Here is a 21,544-nt window from a genome sequence, read left to right on the forward strand (position 1 = left end):
ACAGCGGAGAGTTAACATTAGACAATAGGAAATATTCCACCAAAAATCATCGCACCTAAAATTGCACCACCAGTGATTGGTTTTTTCCATACATAAAAGAGTAATGCACCCAGTAAAGAACCTATACCAATAGGAATTGAAGCTACCATAGCTGATAAAATAATCATTGGCCCTAAGAATCGTCCCGATGCATTACCGGCGCCCATCATCACATCAGCACCAAAAGTCGATCCACTGCCACTATTAACAGTAAATTTTCGGATAAGAATAATAATTGCGCCAATCAATGCACCTAAAACTAATCCAGTCGCTAATGCAGCTAAAAAGTTTTCAACAGGAAAGGTATAACCGCCCGCTAGCAATAATGCCGGTACACCTAATCCAATACCTGTTTGTAAAGCGCCACCAATGTCTAATATGCCAACTAATGAACCTTCGATAACGCGAGCAAACAAAAAACTAGCGCCAAATGCTGCAACTGCACCATAATCACCAGTTGTCATTCCTGATTTGAGCATTGCAACAAACGCAATCTCATTAAATGCACCTATACCATATACATAAAAAGTATGCGTTCCAGCAAAAATACCTGCTGATAAAAGTCCACAAATAATCGGGAATGACCAATCGGCATACCAAAAACTTTTATTAATGGTTGTTTGAGTATTCATAATGTGTTATTCCCTATATTATTTAAACCAATAAGACAGACCATCTCGAAATGAATTTATCATCTTCATATCAAAACCGCGAAAATAGCCACTCATTACAAATAGAACAATGACCGCGACTAACATAATCTTCATAACACGATTCCAGCCACTGTCATCGACACCTTTACCAATTAGGATACCTAAAACTAAGCCCGGTACAGCATTACCCATAATCAATTGCGCAAGTCCACCAAATAATGTCCCCCAAAAACCACTGCGACGACCAGCATCTAACGCTGCCAACCAAAAGATCACTGGCATTACTGTTGCCACAAGCAGATTTGCCGCAGGGACTAATACTTTCGTCGCTGTAATTTTTAATGAATCAGGAATAACAGAAGTGGTGGTATTTAAAAATAACACCACTATGACGCCGATAAATGCACAAGCTAATGCCATTTTTTTAGGATCATGTAGCGTTTCGGCAAGATTACGATTTTTTATCATCAATAACGATGCTCCCCAGTTGGGAATAATTCGGTGATCGACATCTTGGGTAAAAGAGCCCGCAGCCACTGATGATGCCCATGCATTAAAAAAGAAACCCAGACCAAATGAGAAATGTGCCGCAGGATCACCTTCACAAGAATTAAGTTCGCCAAGTGTTCGAAAAGCCCCCATGCCTTGATAGGTTGGCGCATGAAACATTCGAGCCGCCCCCGCACCAACGCCAAAACCACAGAGTCCACCAATAATAATAGACTTTAATGCAATAATTAGAATTTCCATCATTTCCCTTATACGTTATGTTATTCAGATTTAAATTCAATATCCGCAAGATCAACGAAACTTACATTAACAGAGACATCAAGAGTGACGTCGTAAAGGGTTCTTTTCCTTGGCAGAAAAACAAACAAAAAGCGCTCAGTGGTTATCATTTGTTTTGCTGATACAACTTGAATATCTTGTGGTTCAATACGTAATACAATATTGCCAATATGGTTAAACACCTCTTTTTGAACCTGACTTAATGCTATTGCAAATGCCCGTTGTTTAGATTCACCTTTACCATTTACCCTGACATACAACTGTTGTGTTTTTTTCATTTTTATCTTCGCACTTATGGACGTGGATATTTTTTCAAAAATGCTTGTGCGATACGCTTGCCAAGCTCTTGTGTATCCATAAAACCAAAACCAAGAACTTTACAACCATCATTAATCGCAGTCTCACCTTCTTCTATTGATCGCATACCATGGCGTTGTGAATAGCCATATTTATTTTGTGCAGTAATCGCACCAGCGCCGCCGCTGCCACAAAACGATAAGCCTAAATCAGCATGCTCGTTATTCATGACATCACCTAACTTCATATCAGCAGCCATACCAGGAATAACAATTGCCCTGCAACCTTCTACAGAGTTAATCCCTTCGGCAATCTTTTGCCCTTTTCCCATTCTATCGCCAATAACAATGACTACTTCAGTCATAATATTTCTCCTATTAATTATTGTTTTTTATCGTCTAGTAATCTTTTAATTCGCTTTAGCCACCTCATAATGCACCGCTAACAAATAGGCCTCTTCCATTGGCAAATTATCAAATAATTTTACTGTTCTACGAGCTAGCGCTAATGATTCCTGTGAAAGTTCATCAAATAAGCTCGGATCAACTTCTGGCAATTTTTCAAGTGTTTTGGCTCGTTGAACCATAGCTTTAACGTGTGAAAGTAACATAGCCTTTTGCACATCATTTTGCGTAATCTGCTGTTCAATCAACCAGCCATTTATAATTTTAATAATTTGTGGTGTAACTAATTCTGGTTCAAGATTATCTTCGATCATGCGAAACTTTATTGCTGACATAACAAACATTATTCTCTTTTTTTTTAAGCATGATTTAAGCGTAAATGAAACCACAATTAACGTGGATAGAGATTTTTTCCGTCAACAACAGGAAATTAATTATCATTTATCACAATAAATGGCATCATCTGTGTTTATGGAGGGAAAAATTAAGTTGAACCAAACTAAACTAATTGTTAATTTTGTGAGTTTGATCATAAAAATGGTACCTAGGGAGGGAAGTGAAGATTTTTTGTTTTTGGGATTTTGTACACAAAGTTTTCGGATTTAAGTGTTTTTGCTTAAATTCAGGATAGGATTCCATACTGAAACGTGATTATTTTCTTAAACTTTTTGATAATGTTTTTTATTCTTTAGGATTTCGGCCGTTAGTAGTTTGGTGATTTTTTCTTTTCAGTGCAAACGCCCGAGTAGGAGGATTTTGTGCTAAATCCCCCAACACCCCCTTGCAGCGTAAGAACAAAACGGTCTGCAACTTCCCTCCGCCTTCGTGCGGTTTTACGCACCGTCGCTGATTTGTTCCTGACAAAACAGCGCCTTCCCAAACGTCCCTGTTTGGCATTCTAACCGCTCTCAGTTATCGGTACTTTGTAATTGCGCAATAACAGTCACTTTCACAGCCCTTGATAAATAAAATTAGATACACTTCTAAATATTTTTTACAAAACATCTTTTATCTTGGTTAAAAAAATGTGTTTTTTGGAGATAAAAATATGTTTTTAATTGAAATTTATTGGCAATAAATTAAATGTTTTATTGATTTAAAACAAAACCTAATCAAGATATCAGTTTCCCGTTTAAATGCTGCCGAGTGAGGGAATTGGCATAGAACATTCGGCAAGACGCCGAATGAGGCGAGGATGTACATGGATGAACGATAGTCGCCGGTTCGTTAAGTGACAATTTGCGAAGCGAGGATAGTCACACAGTGACCAGCATTTGTACGGGTGTGGGGGACAAATTTTTATGGATAAAATTTGAACAGATGATGACCTCAAAGAGGCGAGCATCATGGATGATACGAGTAGTTTATAAAGTGGGGCTCATACCATCCCCTCTTTACTTGGGAGTTTTCACCGAAAAGAAAAAATAACCAAACTACTAACGGCCGAAAACCTAAAGAACAAAAATCAAAAAACATTATCAAAAAGTTTAAGGAAATTGATACGTTTTAGTATCGGATCCCAAAATCTTTACCAACTACCAGAAGCACCACCACCGCCACTGCGTCCGCCGCCTCCACCACCGAATCCGCCAGAGCCGCCAAAACCACCACTACTACCACCAAAACCTCCGCCTCCACCGCGTCGGTTAATCCCCCCTCCATTTCCTTTAGCCATTAAAATACCACTTAAAATGGTACTTGCCACAAAAGCTAAAAATAATAGTGGTAAAGCAATAGATAGTGGATAGCCATGCCATAATGTAAATCCGCTAACGGAGAGTCCATTGAGTAATCCTGTACTTAAACTTCGTTTCGCACTGATTTTGCCTGAATTAGATAAGATGAAGTTAGCAATGACAAAGCAGAAAAAAAATGAGACTAACCCATAATTAAAAACAGTTGCGCCAAAGTCACTTGCTAACAATGAGTTCAGATTCTGTTGTGGGTCATCATCGGTTGTAGTATCTGAATTATCGATTTTTTGACTTAATACGGTTAAAGCATCATATATGCCTTGATAATAGTTATGTTGTTTAAACTGTGGTGCAAGTTGGTCACGAATAATGTGACTAGCAACCAAGTCGGTAATAGTACCTTCAAGTCCATAGCCGACTTCGATACGCATGCGTTTATCATCTTTGACGATCAGTAATAATATGCCGTTATCACGACCTTTTTTACCAATTTTCCAGTTAATAAAAACCCTATCGGCATATTGCTCAATTGTTTCATTATCAAGCTTAGCTATCATCAATACCGCAATTTGTGCACCATCAGTACGTGGTTTTTCAAATGCAATTAAACTTGATTCTAGCTCATCGATTTGTGACGATGTCAGGGTATGCGTGATATCAATAACACGTTGGCTAAAAACGGGGATCTCAGTTAGCCCATAACTGAGCCAACTGATCATCAATAACAAGCTAAATACAAATAACTTTTTCATTTGTATTTACTGGCCAAAATTGACAGCAGGCGCATCAGAGATCTGTTTTTCATTATCGACGGTAAATTGTTGCTTAGGTTGCTGGCCTAAAATATCTGCAACCCATTTAGTTGGTAGCGTACGGATATAACTGTTGAAATTTTTAACCGTTTCAATATAGCGCCCTCTTGCAACTGTAATACGATTTTCTGTACCTTCAAGCTGGCTCATCAAATCTTGGTAAAGGGTATTAGCCTTAAGATCGGGATAATTCTCACTTACTGCAATAAGCCTACTTAATGCTGAACTTAAATCGGATTGTGCTTGTTGGAATTTAGAGAATAAAGCGGGATCCGTTAATTGATCAGCATTAATTTGAACTGATCCAACTTTAGCTCGCGCATCAGTTACTTGTGTTAATACTTCTTTTTCGTGAGTTGCATAACCTTTTACCGTATTAACCAAATTAGGCACTAAATCAGCTCGTCTTTTATATTGGTTAATAACTTCTGACCAAGAAGCTGCAACCGCCTCATCTTGAGTTTGAATACTGTTATAATCTTTAAAAAAGATAAATCCACCAATAATAATGAGTACAAGAATAACTAATAAAGATTTTGATTTCATTATAAACCTCTTATAAAGTACTTAACTTTGGTTAAATGTGAATACTAAGTAATTAAGCAACGATAAAAATACATTATTATGACATTCAGTTACTGCTTTAAATAACCATAATGCACAAACGCAGATGGCGTAAAAACAACAATGGACAACTTAATCGATAAAGAAGAGATTATTAAAGATAAAGACAAAAATTTATGTCGCTAACTGATTGTTATAATTCACTATATTTCAGTTGCATACCACATGGTTTAAATTAACTGTTAAATATTATATCGAGTTTTAGTAAACTTGCGAAGTGTAATCGAAGGAATTTATGCAAAACACTTCATTGCTTTATTAATGGTTGCTCACAAAGCTATTTATTATAAGTATAACAATCTTTTAATTTTTAACGATAATTATAATCAGATTACTGGCTATAAAATCACTTCAAAACATTCAAGCTCTGCTGGTGCAAAATAGATATCACTATTATTTGGCCGATTATTGGTATTTCGGTGAGTATGTTTGAAGTGTTCAGAGTTTACCCAAGCTTCAAAATCCGCTTTAGTTTCCCACTCTGCAAAAGATGAAAATAGTGTATAGTTTTCTTCTGTTTTTCCTTGTAAGAAATAAAAACGATTAAATCCCTTCATCTCTTTCAAATGGCTATCACGATTTCGCCATATATCAATAAAAGTATCTTCGCTACCACGTTTAATTTTAAAACGATTCATTACTATATACATAAATATCTCCTTTTAATTTACTTATGTCCGATAAAAAAATAGCACGTTTACACGTGCTATTTTAAAAATTAAATCAACAAATTATTGATTGTTGTTTTCTTCCGCTGCAGAGTTAAGTAATTCAGCTAAGTTTGCTGTTGCTTCTTCAGCAGAAACAGTTGTTTGAATGTCATCAGTTGATGGCATTGCACGTTTACGTAAACGCTCTTTATGGTAAGCATAACCCGTACCAGCCGGAATTAATCGACCAACGATAACGTTTTCTTTCAAGCCTCGTAACTCATCATTTTTACCAGCAACAGCTGCTTCGGTTAATACGCGAGTTGTTTCTTGGAACGAAGCCGCAGAAATAAACGATTCAGTCGTTAATGATGCTTTAGTAATACCAAGTAAATCGTGCAAGTAAACAATTGGTTCTTTACCTTGTGCTTCAAGTTCACGGTTGATAATCTTCAAGCGTGACACTTCAAGTTGTTCACCGTCAAGTAGACGAGAACCACCCGGATGAATAACCGTTGCTTTACGTAACATCTGACGAACAATAACTTCGATGTGTTTGTCATTGATTTTTACACCTTGTAGGCGATAAACTTCTTGAACTTCGTTAACAATGTAACGAGTTACCGCATTAACACCACGTAAACGTAAAATATCATGTGCTGATTCCGGACCATCTGAAATCACATCACCACGTCCAACTTGTTCACCTTCAAATACGTTAAGTTGACGCCATTTTGGAATCATCTCTTCGTATGGATCACTGCCATCTAGTGGCGTGATAATTAAGCGACGTTTACCTTTGGTCTCTTTACCAAACGAAATAATACCATCGATTTCAGCAAGAATTGCTGGCTCTTTCGGTTTACGCGCTTCAAACAAGTCAGCAACGCGTGGTAAACCACCGGTAATATCTTTGGTACCAACAGACGCTTGTGGAATACGTGCAAGGGTATCACCCACATTGATTTCAGCACCATCTTCTAATTGGACTAATGCTTTACCAGGTAAGAAGTATTGCGCAAGCATTTCAGTGCCAGCAACATAAATATCATTACCTTTTGCATCCACAATCTTAATTGCCGGACGTAAATCTTTACCTACCCCAGTACGTTCAGCCACATCTAAAATTGCAATTGATGATAAACCAGTCAATTCGTCAGTTTGACGAGTAATAGTTTGACCATCAACCATATCTACAAATTTGACAAAGCCTTTTGCTTCAGAGATAACTGGCATTGTATGTGGATCCCAGTTAGCAACTGTTTCACCAGCATCAACCGCTGCACCATTACCTTTTGTTAAAATCGAACCATAAGGAACTTTGTAAGTTTCTTTCATTCGACCCAATTCATCAATAATGGTTAACTCAGCATTACGTGATGTAATAACTAGTTTCTTATCTGGGTTAGTTACAAATTTAGCATTGGTTAATTTAATGCTACCTTTGTTTTTAACTTGAACACTCGATTCTGCTGCCGCTCGTGATGCCGCACCACCGATATGGAACGTACGCATGGTTAACTGTGTACCTGGCTCACCGATTGATTGAGCTGCGATAACACCGATTGCTTCACCTTTGTTAACCAAGTGACCACGGGCAAGATCACGACCATAACACTTCGCACAAACACCAAAATCAGTATCACACGAAACCACAGAACGAACTTTCACACTATCAACAGATTCAGCTTCGAGTAAATCACAGTAGCTTTCATCAAGTAATGTGTTACGTGGAATTAGGATATCTGCGCTACCTGGTTTTAATACATCTTCAGCCGTTACACGACCTAATACACGTTCACGAAGTGGCTCTTTAACATCTCCTCCCTCGATAACTGGTGTCATTACTACGCCTTCTAAGGTGCCACAGTCATCTTCAATAACAACGAGATCTTGTGCCACATCAACTAAACGACGAGTTAAGTAACCTGAGTTCGCTGTTTTTAATGCGGTATCGGCAAGACCTTTACGCGCACCATGGGTCGAGATAAAGTACTGAAGAACGTTCAACCCTTCACGGAAGTTTGCCGTAATTGGAGTTTCGATGATAGAACCATCCGGTTTTGCCATCAAACCACGCATACCTGCTAACTGACGAATCTGAGCTGCAGAACCACGAGCACCTGAGTCGGCCATCATATAAATGCTGTTAAAAGAAGATTGTACTTCTTCTTTGCCTTCACGGTTAGTCACTTTTTCAGTTGATAAGTTATCCATCATCGCTTTTGCAACACGTTCATTGGCTGCTGCCCAAATATCGATAACTTTATTATAACGTTCACCAGCAGTAACTAAACCTGATTGGAACTGTTCTTGAATTTCAGCAACTTCAATTTCAGCTTCATTGATGATTTGCGATTTTTTCGCTGGAATTTCCATATCATCAATACCAACTGATACACCTGAACGAGCAGCATAAGCAAATCCAGTGTACATTATTTGGTCAGCTAAAATGACTGTTTCTTTCATACCTAATTGACGATAACAGATATTCAAGATACGAGAGATCGCTTTTTTACCTAGTGGTTGGTTAATCACAGAGAAGCTCATACCTTTCGGCATAATTAACCATAAGATAGCACGACCAACTGTAGTATCTACCACAGAGGTTGTTTCTTCCCACTCACCAACACTGTTACGTTGACTTTCGGTAATACGGACCTTAACTTTCGCATGTAGCTCAACAAGACCTAAACGATACAGTTTTTCTGCTTCTTTAGGACCAGTTAAAATCATGCCTTCACCTTTCGCATTGACTTTATCACGAGTCATGTAGTAAAGACCTAATACCACGTCCTGAGAAGGAACAATAATAGGCTCACCGCTCGCAGGTGAAAGGATATTGTTGGTTGACATCATCAACGCACGCGCTTCTAATTGTGCTTCTAACGTTAATGGTACGTGAACCGCCATTTGGTCACCATCGAAGTCAGCATTGAATGCCGCACAAACTAATGGGTGTAATTGAATCGCTTTACCTTCAATTAGAATAGGTTCAAATGCCTGAATACCTAATCTATGTAGTGTCGGTGCACGGTTTAGTAGTACCGGATGCTCACGAATAACTTCATCTAAGATATCCCAAACAATTGCATCTTCACGCTCAACCATTTTCTTCGCAGCTTTGATGGTTGTAGCATAGCCACGACGCTCTAATTTACCGTAAATAAATGGTTTGAATAGCTCAAGTGCCATTTTTTTCGGTAAACCACATTGATGTAATCGTAAGTATGGACCTACAGTAATTACAGAACGACCTGAATAGTCAACACGTTTACCTAATAGGTTTTGACGGAAACGACCTTGCTTACCTTTGATCATATCGGCAAGTGATTTTAATGGACGTTTGTTTGAACCGGTAATTGCACGACCACGGCGACCATTATCAAGTAATGCGTCAACAGATTCTTGTAACATACGTTTTTCGTTACGTACAATAATATCCGGTGCAGCTAAGTCTAATAAACGTTTTAAACGGTTATTACGGTTGATCACTCGACGATATAGATCGTTTAAATCTGATGTTGCAAAACGTCCGCCATCTAGTGGCACTAATGGACGTAAATCGGGTGGCAACACAGGTAATACATTTAAGATCATCCATTCTGGTTTATTTTCTGATTGAATGAATGCTTCAATGATCTTGATTCGTTTAGTTAATTTTTTACGTTTAGTTTCTGAATTCGTCGTTTCTAGTTCATCACGTAGTGCTTCACATTCCGCTTGCACATCAATATTACGTAATAATTCTTGAATAGCTTCAGCGCCCATACGAGCATCAAATTCATCGCCAAACTCTTCTAACGCATCTAAATATTGTTCTTCAGTTAGGATTTGACCACGTTCTAAGTTTGTCATTCCGCCGTCAAGAACCATAAATGATTCAAAATAAAGCACACGTTCAATGTCACGAAGTGGCATATCTAATAATAGACCAATACGTGATGGTAATGATTTTAAAAACCAGATATGTGCAGTTGGTGATGCAAGCTCAATATGCCCCATACGCTCACGACGCACTTTAGCTTGTGTGACTTCAACACCACATTTTTCACAAATTACACCACGATGTTTTAAACGTTTATATTTTCCACATAAACATTCATAATCTTTAACGGGTCCAAAAATACGCGCACAAAATAATCCATCACGTTCAGGTTTGAACGTACGATAGTTAATTGTTTCAGGTTTTTTAACTTCACCAAAAGACCATGAACGAATCATATCAGGAGAAGCAAGGCCTATCTTGATAGCATCAAAGTCTTCTGTTTTTGTTTGTGCTTTTAGAAACTTTAGTAAGTCTTTCACAATTGGCTCCTATGGAGTTAAACCAATTAGATAACTTATTATCGCTAATAAGTTATCCCTATAAATAGAAATCATTTTTAGTTAGTTAAGATTACTCTTCATCTAACTCGATATTAATACCTAGCGAACGTATCTCTTTTAACAATACATTAAATGATTCTGGGATCGCAGGTTCCATACGATGATCGCCATCTACAATATTTTTATACATCTTAGTACGACCGTTTACGTCATCTGATTTAACCGTTAACATTTCTTGTAAGGTATAAGCAGCACCATAAGCTTCAAGTGCCCATACTTCCATCTCACCGAAACGTTGACCACCAAATTGAGCTTTACCACCCAATGGTTGTTGAGTAACCAGACTGTATGAACCAGTAGAACGCGCATGCATTTTGTCGTCAACTAAGTGATTTAGTTTCAACATGTACATGTAACCAACCGTTACTGGACGTTCAAATTGTTCACCGGTACGACCATCATACAATGTAATTTGACCAGAGGTTGGTAAATCACCCAGTTCAAGCAAAGATTTAATCTCTTGCTCTTTTGCACCGTCAAATACTGGTGTAGCAAGTGGCATACCATTACGTAAATTTTGCGCTAAAGTCATCACTTCTTGATCGGTAAATTCTGCAACATTAACTTTTTGTGCAGCACCTAAACCAAGGTCATACGCTTTTTGGATAAATTCACGTAATTTGGCTAACTCTTGTTGTTCTTTTAGCATTGCATCGATCTTCTGACCAATACCTTTTGCCGCCATACCTAAGTGAGTTTCGAGAATCTGTCCGATGTTCATACGTGATGGAACCCCTAGTGGATTCAACACGATGTCAACTGGACGACCTTTGTCATCATATGGCATATCTTCAATTGGGTTGATTTTTGAGATAACCCCTTTGTTACCATGACGACCCGCCATCTTATCACCAGGTTGAATTTGACGTTTAACCGCTAAATAAACTTTAACAATTTTGAGTACGCCAGGTTGTAAATCATCACCTTGCGTAATCTTCATGCGTTTAGCTTCAAGCTTTTTGTTAAACTCAACTTTAATTTCTTCGTGCTGCTCGGCAAGTTGCTCTAATTGTGCTTGCTTATCTTCATTAGCAATACCAATAGTTAGCCATTTTTCACGTGGCAGAGCATCTAATTTATCTGCTTTGATACCACCTGAAATTAACACATCACGAATACGTGCAAACAATGCTGCTTCTAAGATTTTAAGTTCTTCAGTCAAATCTTTTCGTGCTTGTTTAAGTTGCATCTCTTCGATTTCAAGTGCACGTTTATCTTTTTGTACACCATCACGAGTAAAGACTTGAACATCAATAACTGTACCTGAAACACCATTTGGCACACGTAAAGACGTATCTTTAACATCTGACGCTTTCTCACCGAAAATAGCACGTAGTAATTTCTCTTCTGGTGTTAACTGTGTTTCGCCTTTAGGCGTTACTTTACCAACCAGAATATCACCACCTTTTACTTCAGCGCCGATATAAACAATACCAGATTCATCAAGTTTAGAAAGCGCTGCTTCACCCACATTTGGAATATCAGCAGTAATCTCTTCAGCACCTAATTTAGTGTCACGAGAGACACAAGATAACTCTTGAATATGAATCGAGGTGAAACGGTCATCTTGTACCACTTTTTCAGAAACTAAAATAGAATCCTCAAAGTTATAACCATTCCATGGCATAAATGCCACGCGCATATTTTGACCAAGTGCTAACTCGCCTAAATCGGTTGATGGACCGTCTGCAAGCACATCGCCACGCTCAACTTTTTCACCTAACTCCACGCATGGAATTTGGTTAATACAAGTATTTTGGTTAGAACGGGTATATTTCGTTAAGTTATAAATATCAATCCCTGTTTCACCGGCATACATTTCGTCAGCATTGACATTGATTACGATACGTGATGCATCAACATATTGAACAGTACCACCACGACGAGCAACAGCCGTTACACCTGAGTCAACCGCAACTGCACGTTCCATACCTGTACCAACAAATGGTTTTTCCGCTTTTAATGTCGGTACTGCTTGACGTTGCATGTTTGCACCCATCAAAGCACGGTTCGCATCGTCATGTTCCAAGAATGGAATTAATGACGCACCAACAGAAACGATTTGTTGTGTCGAAACGTCCATATAATGAACTTGTTCAGGGCTGTATAAACCAGATTCACCATTTAAACGACAAGTCACTAAATCTTCTTTAAAACGACCATCATCATCTAAATTTGAGTTTGCCTGTGCAATAACAAATTCACTTTCATCGATTGCTGATAAATAGTTAATCTCATCAGTTACAATACCGTCAATCACTCGGCGATATGGCGTTTCTAAGAATCCATACTCATTAGTACGAGCATACACCGCCAATGAGTTAATCAAACCAATGTTTGGACCTTCAGGTGTTTCAATCGGACAAACACGACCATAGTGAGTTGGATGTACGTCACGCACCTCAAAGCCAGCACGTTCACGCGTTAAACCACCAGGGCCTAATGCTGAAATACGACGTTTATGCGTAATTTCAGATAATGGATTGTTTTGATCCATAAACTGCGATAATTGGCTAGAACCAAAGAACTCTCGAATTGCCGCTGAAATTGGTTTAGCATTAATCATATCTTGTGGCATTAATGAATCAAGATCGCCTAGCGATAAACGCTCTTTTACGGCTCGCTCAACACGCACTAAACCAATACGGAATTGGTTTTCTGCCATTTCACCAACACTACGAATACGACGATTACCTAAATGGTCGATATCATCCACTTCGCCGTGACCATTACGGATAGCGATAAGTTTCTTCATGACATCAACGATATCGCCTTTGGTTAACACACTTTCGCCTTCGATATCATCTCGTCCTAAAGAACGATTGAACTTCATGCGTCCAACGGCGGATAAGTCATAACGTTCGTCAGAGAAGAATAGATTATCAAATAGTGCTTCGGCTGCTTCTTTTGTTGGTGGCTCACCAGGGCGCATCATACGATAAATTTCAACTAATGCACCTAAACGGTCACGAGTTGAATCAACATTTAATGTTTCAGAAATGAATGCACCATGATCTAAATCATTGGTAAATAATGTTTCAATTTTTTTATGGCCAGCATTGGTTAATTCAAGCAATAGCTCCAACGAAATTGGCGTGTTAGCAAAAGCAATAACTTCACCAGTCTCTTCATTAACATAATTTTTTGCTAATACTTTATTAACGATATATTCAACTGGTACATCAATCTTAGTTACTTTATCTTTTTCTAGTTCACGAATGTGGCGTGCGGTTATACGACGGCCTTTTTCAGCATAAACTTTACCTTTTGATTCAATATCAAACAAGGCTGTTTCACCACGTAAACGCTCGGGAACTAGATCCATTTTTAATTTTGATTTGCCAACTTCAAAAATAGTTTTTTCAAAGAAGATATCTAAAATTTCTTCGGTTTCATAACCAAGCGCTCGTAAAATAATTGTCGCTGGAAGTTTACGACGACGGTCAATACGAGCAAAAAGATTGTCTTTTGGATCAAATTCGAAATCAAGCCAAGAGCCACGATAAGGAATAATCCGCGCATTATATAAAACTTTACCAGAAGAGTGTGTTTTACCTTTATCACTATCAAAGAACACACCCGGACTACGATGTAATTGTGAAACGATAACACGTTCAGTGCCGTTAATCACAAATGTACCATTATCCGTCATTAAAGGAATTTCGCCCATATAGACGTCTTGCTCTTTAATATCTTTAACTGTTCCTTCTGGCGCATCTTTATCATAAATAACTAAACGTAATTTAACGCGCAACGGTGCTGAGTAAGTGATCCCTCTAATTTGACATTCTTTAACATCAAACACAGGTTCGCCCATTTTAAAGCTCACGTATTGTAACTCAGCGTTACCACTATAACTTTTTATCGGAAATATTGAACGAAAAGCGGCTTCTAAGCCATACTGACCTTCTGGATCTTGCTCAATAAATTTCTGGAACGAATCAAGTTGAATAGAAAGAAGATACGGTATATCCAAGACTTGTGGACGTTTACCAAAATTCTTACGAATTCGTTTTTTCTCGGTATAAGAGTAAACCATTAGTTCCTCAACTTGCTTATCTGCTATTTTAGCATGATTAAATATTCATCAGGGGTATTACTATCTATCAAATAAGAACGCCTGACACCTCATCGAAAATATCTATAAATATCAATTGATTAGGCTTAATAAATATACTATTTCTTTATTACTTTTTATTGATAGTCTTCAAATAAAATTCTTTGACTTTTTACAGCGCAAAAAGGCTGGAGGTAAAAACCCCCAGCCACTTAGCTTACAATTGATAAACTTATTTAAGTTCGACAACTGCACCAGATTCTTCAAGTGCCTTTTTAAGTTCATCTGCATCAGCTTTGCTAACGCCTTCTTTAACTGTTGCTGGAGCTGATTCAACAAGATCTTTCGCTTCTTTTAAGCCTAAACCTGTTGCACCACGAACCGCTTTGATAACAGCTACTTTGTTAGCGCCAACATCTTTTAAGATTACATCAAATTCAGTTTTTTCTTCTGCTGCTTCAGCTGGACCAGCTGCTGCAACTGCTACAGCTGCCGCTGCAGAAACGCCAAATTTTTCTTCCATCATTGATACAAGTTCAACAACATCCATTACAGACATTTCAGCAACTGCATCTAAAATTTGTTCTTTAGTGATAGACATAATATAGTTTCCCAAATTTACAATTTTTTAATTAATAATATTCACAATCACACTGCCAATTAAGCAGCTTGTTTTTGATCGCGAACTGCTGCAAGAGTACGAACCAATTTGCCAGCTGCGGCTTCTTTCATGGTTGACATCAAGCGAGCTAATGCTTCTTCATAAGTAGGTAATGTTGCTAAGCGATCAATGTTCGCTGCAGTAATCAACTCACCTTCAAAGGCTGCGGCTTTAATCTCAAATTTTTCATTTTCTTTTGCAAACGCTTTAAAAATACGCGCAGCAGCACCTGGGTGCTCATTTGAAAATGCAATAAGAGTTGGACCAACAAACGCATCTTTTAAGCACTCGTATTGAGTTCCCTCAACAACGCGGCGTAATAGGGTGTTACGAACAACACGCATATAAACACCCGCTTCACGAGCAGATTTACGTAATGCAGTCATTTTTTCTACAGTTACGCCACGAGAATCAGCAACAACTGCAGATAGCGCACCTTTGGCGATTTCATTAACTTCAGCAACAATTTCTTGTTTATTTTGAAGATTTAGTGCCATTGGTATTGCTCCTGGATTATATACTAGGCAAAGCCTAGACTTATTTTAACTAACTACACATGTAGCTAGCACAACCACGATGAGCAGAATCCCTCTATTATATCTTATCAGGTTCTGTCACCGTCTACGTAGGAAGATTAAGTAATTAAATATCAATTACACCTACGGTCTTGGACGGGGTCTGGTTAAGGCCAGACACCAACCGATTTTTTGTTTAATTATCGAAATAATTAAACTGTTGCGTTCAATGTTGCTTGATCGATAGCAACACCTGCGCCCATTGTAGTAGATAGGCTAACTTTCTTCACAAATACACCTTTAGCAGATGCAGGTTTTGCTCGTTTTAACGCAACAAGTAATGCTTCTAAATTTTCTTTAAGTTTATCTGCATCAAAGTCAGCTTTACCGATAGTGGTATGGATAATACCATTTTTATCATTACGGTAACGGATTTGACCAGCTTTAGCATTTTTCACTGCTTCAGCAACGTTAGGCGTTACAGTACCCACTTTAGGGTTTGGCATTAAACCACGAGGCCCTAAAATTTGACCTAATTGACCAACAACACGCATCGCGTCTGGTGATGCGATAACGACGTCAAAATTCATTTCGCCTTTTTTGATTTGATCAGCTAGATCGTCCATACCCACTAATTCAGCACCCGCTTCTTTAGCGGCATCAGCGTTTGCACCTTGAGTAAAGACTGCAACACGAATACTACGGCCAGTTCCGTGTGGAAGTACAATTGCACCACGTACGTTTTGGTCTGATTTACGTGAATCAATACCTAAATTAACTGCAACATCAACGCTTTCTGTAAATTTAGCAGTTGCTAGTTCTTTTAATAAAGCAATTGCTTCGTTGATATCATATTGTTTAGTCGCATTCACTTTTTCGCGGATAAGTTTAGCTTTTTTAGATAGTTTAGCCATGAATTAACCCTCCACTTCCAAGCCCATTGAACGTGCAGTTCCTTCAATAGAACGCATCATCGTTTCAATGGTAGCACCATTCATATCTGCAGCTTTTAATTCAGCGATTTCGCGAATTTGCGCACTTGTTACTTTACCTACTTTTTTCTTGTTAGGTTCGCCAGAACCAGACTTGATTTTAGCAGCTTTCTTTAATAATACTGCCGCAGGTGGAGTTTTAGTAACAAAAGTAAATGAACGATCAGAATAGACTGTAATAACAACAGGAATAGGTAAACCTTTTTCCATGCTTTCTGTTTTAGCGTTGAAAGCTTTACAGAATTCCATAATATTAACACCGTGTTGACCAAGTGCTGGACCAACTGGTGGACTAGGATTTGCTGCACCAGCTGCAACTTGCAACTTGATGTAAGCTTGTACTTTTTTTGCCATTTTTAGTTTCCTTTTCTCGGGTGCAAACGCCTCTATTAATAAATAGACAGCTCCCCTAAGTTAAATGAGGGCAGAATTATCCTACAATCGATTAATAAATGCAAGATTTATTTATTACACATAAAAAGTAGGCGATGTTTACCGCCTACTTTTATTTAATAACAATATTATTTGAGAATTAAAGTACATTAATTGCATTGAGTTCTTTAAACGCAAGTTCTAAACGTGCAACTAATGATTCTTGTCCTTTACGTAACCATACACGTGGATCGTAATATTTTTTATTAGGTGCATCAGGCCCTTCTGGGTTGCCTAATTGACCTTGTAAATATGCTTCGTTGGCTTTGTAATAATCTAAAATACCAGCCCAGTTTGCCCATTGCGTATCAGTATCGATATTCATTTTAACAACACCGTAACTGACTGCTTCAGCAATTTCTTCAGGAGTAGAGCCTGAACCACCATGGAATACAAAATTCAATGATTTTTCAGGTAAACTGAATTTTTCAGAAACATATTTTTGTGAATTATCAAGAATTTTTGGTGTTAACTTAACATTTCCTGGTTTATATACACCATGAACATTACCAAATGATGCTGCAATAGTAAAACGTGGACTAATTGCACTTAGACGCTCATAAGCATAAGCGACATCTTCTGGTTGAGTATAAAGTGCTGAACTATCCATATGGCTATTATCAACACCATCTTCTTCACCACCAGTACAACCAAGTTCCAACTCTAATGTCATTTTCATTGCTGACATACGAGCAAGATATTGGCAACAAATATCAATATTGTCTTTTAAAGTTTCTTCTGATAGATCGATCATGTGAGAAGAAAATAGTGGTTTACCCGTTTTAGCAAAATGCGTTTCGCCAGCATCAAGTAACCCATCAACCCAAGGCAGTAATTTTTTCGCACAGTGATCGGTATGAACAATCACTGGCACACCATATTTTTCAGCCATTAAATGCACATGTTTAGCACCAGATACAGCACCTAACACTGCACATTCTTGACCTTCAAGTTTTAAACCTTTACCCGCAATAAATTGTGCACCGCCATTAGAAAATTGCACAATAACAGGTGAACCAACTTTAGCTGCTGTTTCAATAACCGCATTGATTGTATTAGTGTCAACACAGTTTACAGCTGGTAATGCAAAATTATTTTCACGTGCAATTTGAAATACTTTTTGCACATCATCACCAGTTACAACACCTGGTTTAACAACATCAGAAATCTTTGTAGCCATTTTATTACCTATTAAATTTATTTATATAAAAAGTAAAAGGATGAGTGATTGGCTCATCCTTTTTTATTAAATGTCTTACTATGCTTTAGCTCTCGCTTCTAGCATTGCAACAGCCGGTAATTTTTTACCTTCCACAAATTCAAGGAAAGCACCACCGCCAGTTGAGATATAAGAGATTTTATCTTCAATACCGAATAAATCAATTGCAGCTAATGTATCACCACCGCCTGCAATAGAAAAACCTGCACTATCAGCAATGGCTTTCGCTACAATTTCAGTACCACGACGGAAATTCGGGAATTCAAACACACCAACAGGACCATTCCATAAAATAGTTTTCGCTTTTTTGATGATGTCCGCTAATGCTTCTGCTGATTTATCACCTAAATCAAGAATTTGTTCATTTTCTTTAACATCTTTTACTGATTTTTCAGTTGCAGTTGCAGTTTCACTAAATTCTGTTGCTACGCGAACATCAGTAGGAACTGGAATATGGCAATTTGCCATTAATTTTTTTGCCTCAGGAATTAAATCTGCTTCGTAAAGTGATTTACCAACATTATAACCTTCAGCAGCAATGAAAGTATTAGCAATACCACCACCAACGATAATTTGGTCAGCGATCTTTGATAAAGAATCAAGTACTGTTAACTTAGTTGATACTTTAGAACCTGCAACAATCGCAACCATTGGACGAGCTGGATTATCAAGTGCTTTACCTAATGCATCAAGTTCAGCTGCTAATAATGGGCCTGCACATGCAACTGGCGCAAATTTACCAACGCCATGCGTAGACGCTTGAGCACGATGTGCTGTACCAAATGCATCCATGACATAGATATCACAAAGCGCAGCATATTTTTTTGATAAAGCTTCATCATCTTTACCTTCGCCGACATTAAAACGTACGTTTTCAAGAACAACAAGTTCACCTTCTTTAACGTCAACACCGTTAAGATAATCTTTAACTAGGCGAACAGGAAATGAAACATGTTCTTTTAAATAATCAACAACAGGTTGCAGTGAAAATTCCGGATTATATTCTCCCTCGGTTGGACGCCCAATATGCGAGGTTACCATTACTTTAGCACCTTTTTTAATTGCCTCTTCAATTGTTGGCAATGATGCTTTAATACGTGCATCAGAGGTTACTTTACCATTTTTCACTGGCACATTAAGATCTGAACGAATAAATAGACGTTTTCCTTTTAGATCAAGATCTTGCATTCTAATAATAGACATGAGACATCCTCTTATAAAATATAAATAAAATAAATTTTACATTATTCTAACATAAAAAATAAGATTAGGTTACTCTCATTAACGCTTAAATAGTAAACATTTACGTTAAATACTTAATCGAAAAGCCACAAAATTTTTTTATCTAACAGCATTGACAAAAGAAAGAAAATCAGGCATATTTTGCCGCCTTATTAATATCTAATTTTTCTAAATTTGGGAGTTGACTTTGGCTAATATCAAATCAGCTAAGAAACGTGCGGTTCAATCCGAAAAACGCCGTAAACATAATGCTAGTAACCGTTCAATGATGCGTACTTATATTAAAAAAGTTTACGCAGCTGTTGCAGCTGGTGATAAACAAACAGCTGAAGTAGCATTTAAAGACATGCAAGCAGTTATTGACCGTCAAGCGGCTCGTGGTTTAATCCATAAAAATAAAGCAGCACGTCATAAAGCGAATTTAATCAAACAGATTAAAGCATTGGCTTAATACTTTATTCTGTTAGTTACTATAGTTAATTAAGAACCTAGCAAAAAGTGGTGAAAACCACTTTTTTTATTTATGTGCTAATCATTTATCAATAACAAATAAAAACAAAGAGAGTTTATTGTGGTTCAGCGTGATTATGTGAGAAAAAAGAGCCAATCTAAAAAAAATAAGTCACGAAATATGCCTAATTTAATGATATTATTAGCTATTATCATTATTATTCTATTCTCTGCTATCCTCTACTTTGTTTCAAATAATAAACCTGCGCAAATTACTGAACAGCCTAAAGCGAAAACTCAACCTCCGGCAGTCACGTTACCTGAACAACCCCAAGAAAGATGGACCTATTTAAAAGAGTTAGAAACGCCAAATGCTAGCTCGAACGCTCAAACAAATTCTGTTGCAAGTGAACGACAACAAATTCTTGATAGTTTTGTCAATAATTCACGTCCTGTTGCAAATACACAAAATACCAATAATACGAATAATGCTAACACACAAATAGCAACAACTTCAGCACCATCACAAACAAGTCAAATAGTGAATACTTCAAATAAATGGTCACTACAGTGTGGAGCCTTTAAAGATAAAGCTAATGCTGATACGCTAAGAGCCAAACTTGCTATGACAGGAATAAGTGGTAATATCTCTTCAGGTCAACTGTATCGTGTGACTGTTGGACCTTTTACCAACAAAAATGAGGCAGATAGAACAATGAGCTCGTTACTCAGTAATGGTATTAACAATTGTGTTGTTTCTAACAAATAAAAATGATGAAAACATTTAAGCAGATACAACTTTTCTCAAAAATGTTATGGTGGCGGATCAACCATGATCGTTTAACGACATCATCTGCGGGATTAGCTTATACCACGATACTTGCACTGGTACCGTTGATTACGGTAATTTTTTCTTTACTGTCTGCTTTTCCAATGTTTAGTGAAGTGAGTCGATCATTAAAGCAGTTAATTTATAGTAATTTAGTACCAACAGCCAGTGACACTATTCAAAACTATCTGGAACAGTTTATTGCTAATACAAAAAAAATGACTGTGGTTGGGATAATTGGACTAATTGTCACATCGTTATTATTAATCAATTCAATTAACACGGCTCTCAATCATATTTGGAAAACAAAACGCAAACGCTCATTAATTTATAATATAACCATTTATTGGACAATATTAACTTTAGGGCCTATTTTAGCTGGCAGTAGCGTAGCGATAAGTTCATATATTTTCTCGTTAAAATGGATTTCTACAGCAATCACCAGTAACTTATTAATTAGTATTTTACCATTTCTTATTTCTGTTATTGGTTTTTGGTTACTTTATAGTATTATTCCTACCGAATCTGTCCCTTTTAAAGAGTCATTTATTGGCGCAATCGTCGCTGCCATCTTATTTGAAATAGGCAAACGAGCATTTTCACTCTATGTTAGCTCTTTTCCTACCTATCAATTGATTTATGGTGTGGTATCTTCTATACCTATTATGTTGGTTTGGATTTACTGTTCATGGTGTATTGTACTATTTGGAGCAGAGTTTGCCGCGACATTAACTGACTATAACCGCCAAAAAAAACAATCTATTGAAAATCAGTCTAAAGTGGAATAATAAAATCT

The 21,544-nt window shown here is 37.5% G+C and carries 19 protein-coding genes; 3 read left to right on the plus strand and 16 right to left on the minus strand.

All coding sequences use genetic code 11. The annotated features are described in order from the left end of the window. Positions 1-17: 17 nt before the first annotated feature. The 16 genes from A9G03_RS10680 to pgk form a co-directional block, all read right to left on the minus strand. Complete coding sequence (locus tag A9G03_RS10680; protein WP_065634134.1) at positions 18-671, minus strand: DUF4310 family protein; 654 nt, start codon at positions 669-671, stop codon at positions 18-20. 18 nt (positions 672-689) lie between these two features. Further along, positions 690-1,442 (minus strand): DUF4311 domain-containing protein, encoded by a 753-nt coding sequence (locus A9G03_RS10685; protein ID WP_065634133.1) that lies wholly within the window; start codon positions 1,440-1,442, stop codon positions 690-692. Positions 1,443-1,462: 20 nt separating this feature from the next. Further along, positions 1,463-1,759, minus strand: a complete 297-nt coding sequence (locus tag A9G03_RS10690) for a DUF4312 family protein (protein WP_065634132.1) — start codon at positions 1,757-1,759, stop codon at positions 1,463-1,465. 14 nt (positions 1,760-1,773) lie between these two features. Beyond that, positions 1,774-2,142, minus strand: a complete 369-nt coding sequence (locus A9G03_RS10695; RefSeq protein WP_065634131.1) for an SFCGS family glycine-rich protein — start codon at positions 2,140-2,142, stop codon at positions 1,774-1,776. 45 nt (positions 2,143-2,187) lie between these two features. After that, the gene (locus A9G03_RS10700) at positions 2,188-2,517 is read right to left on the minus strand and encodes a hypothetical protein (protein ID WP_065634155.1); all 330 of its coding nucleotides are present in this window, start codon (positions 2,515-2,517) and stop codon (positions 2,188-2,190) included. 1,193 nt (positions 2,518-3,710) lie between these two features. Next, complete coding sequence (locus tag A9G03_RS10710) at positions 3,711-4,628, minus strand: TPM domain-containing protein (RefSeq protein ID WP_082209455.1); 918 nt, start codon at positions 4,626-4,628, stop codon at positions 3,711-3,713. A 6-nt stretch (positions 4,629-4,634) separates the two neighbouring features. Then, on the minus strand, positions 4,635-5,234 hold the full coding sequence (locus A9G03_RS10715) for a LemA family protein (RefSeq protein WP_065634127.1): 600 nt from the start codon (positions 5,232-5,234) through the stop codon (positions 4,635-4,637). A gap of 416 nt (positions 5,235-5,650) precedes the next feature. Further along, positions 5,651-5,962: an antibiotic biosynthesis monooxygenase family protein gene (locus A9G03_RS10720; RefSeq protein ID WP_065634126.1), complete on the minus strand. Its 312-nt coding sequence runs from the start codon at positions 5,960-5,962 to the stop codon at positions 5,651-5,653. A gap of 81 nt (positions 5,963-6,043) precedes the next feature. Next, entirely contained in the window at positions 6,044-10,270 is a 4,227-nt protein-coding gene (gene rpoC, locus A9G03_RS10725) for a DNA-directed RNA polymerase subunit beta' (RefSeq protein ID WP_065799205.1), read from the minus strand. 91 nt (positions 10,271-10,361) lie between these two features. Continuing rightward, complete coding sequence (rpoB, locus tag A9G03_RS10730) at positions 10,362-14,390, minus strand: DNA-directed RNA polymerase subunit beta (RefSeq protein ID WP_065799206.1); 4,029 nt, start codon at positions 14,388-14,390, stop codon at positions 10,362-10,364. A 250-nt stretch (positions 14,391-14,640) separates the two neighbouring features. Next, complete coding sequence (gene rplL, locus A9G03_RS10735) at positions 14,641-15,009, minus strand: 50S ribosomal protein L7/L12 (protein ID WP_034884317.1); 369 nt, start codon at positions 15,007-15,009, stop codon at positions 14,641-14,643. A 59-nt stretch (positions 15,010-15,068) separates the two neighbouring features. Further along, positions 15,069-15,566: a 50S ribosomal protein L10 gene (rplJ, locus tag A9G03_RS10740; RefSeq protein WP_065634123.1), complete on the minus strand. Its 498-nt coding sequence runs from the start codon at positions 15,564-15,566 to the stop codon at positions 15,069-15,071. A gap of 230 nt (positions 15,567-15,796) precedes the next feature. Continuing rightward, complete coding sequence (rplA, locus tag A9G03_RS10745) at positions 15,797-16,498, minus strand: 50S ribosomal protein L1 (protein ID WP_065634122.1); 702 nt, start codon at positions 16,496-16,498, stop codon at positions 15,797-15,799. Positions 16,499-16,501: 3 nt separating this feature from the next. Beyond that, complete coding sequence (rplK, locus tag A9G03_RS10750) at positions 16,502-16,930, minus strand: 50S ribosomal protein L11 (RefSeq protein WP_034884321.1); 429 nt, start codon at positions 16,928-16,930, stop codon at positions 16,502-16,504. A gap of 178 nt (positions 16,931-17,108) precedes the next feature. Further along, positions 17,109-18,188 carry a class II fructose-bisphosphate aldolase gene (gene fbaA, locus A9G03_RS10755; RefSeq protein ID WP_065634121.1) on the minus strand — a complete coding sequence of 360 codons (1,080 nt, stop codon included), beginning with the start codon at positions 18,186-18,188 and terminating at the stop codon, positions 17,109-17,111. 78 nt (positions 18,189-18,266) lie between these two features. Continuing rightward, complete coding sequence (gene pgk / locus A9G03_RS10760; RefSeq protein ID WP_065634120.1) at positions 18,267-19,430, minus strand: phosphoglycerate kinase; 1,164 nt, start codon at positions 19,428-19,430, stop codon at positions 18,267-18,269. A gap of 226 nt (positions 19,431-19,656) precedes the next feature. Here pgk and rpsT point away from each other — a divergent pair, with 226 nt between their 5' ends. The 3 genes from rpsT (at position 19,657) to A9G03_RS10775 (ending at position 21,536) form a co-directional block, all read left to right on the plus strand. After that, positions 19,657-19,920, plus strand: a complete 264-nt coding sequence (gene rpsT / locus A9G03_RS10765) for a 30S ribosomal protein S20 (RefSeq protein WP_065634119.1) — start codon at positions 19,657-19,659, stop codon at positions 19,918-19,920. A 120-nt stretch (positions 19,921-20,040) separates the two neighbouring features. Then, positions 20,041-20,688 carry an SPOR domain-containing protein gene (locus tag A9G03_RS10770; protein ID WP_065799207.1) on the plus strand — a complete coding sequence of 216 codons (648 nt, stop codon included), beginning with the start codon at positions 20,041-20,043 and terminating at the stop codon, positions 20,686-20,688. A 2-nt stretch (positions 20,689-20,690) separates the two neighbouring features. Next, positions 20,691-21,536 (plus strand): virulence factor BrkB family protein, encoded by an 846-nt coding sequence (locus tag A9G03_RS10775; RefSeq protein WP_065634117.1) that lies wholly within the window; start codon positions 20,691-20,693, stop codon positions 21,534-21,536. Positions 21,537-21,544: the final 8 nt, after the last annotated feature.

Origin of the sequence: Gilliamella sp. wkB171 (genome assembly GCF_001693755.1) — a bacterium.
In the GTDB taxonomy this organism is placed as follows: Bacteria; Pseudomonadota; Gammaproteobacteria; order Enterobacterales; family Orbaceae; genus Gilliamella; species Gilliamella apicola_F.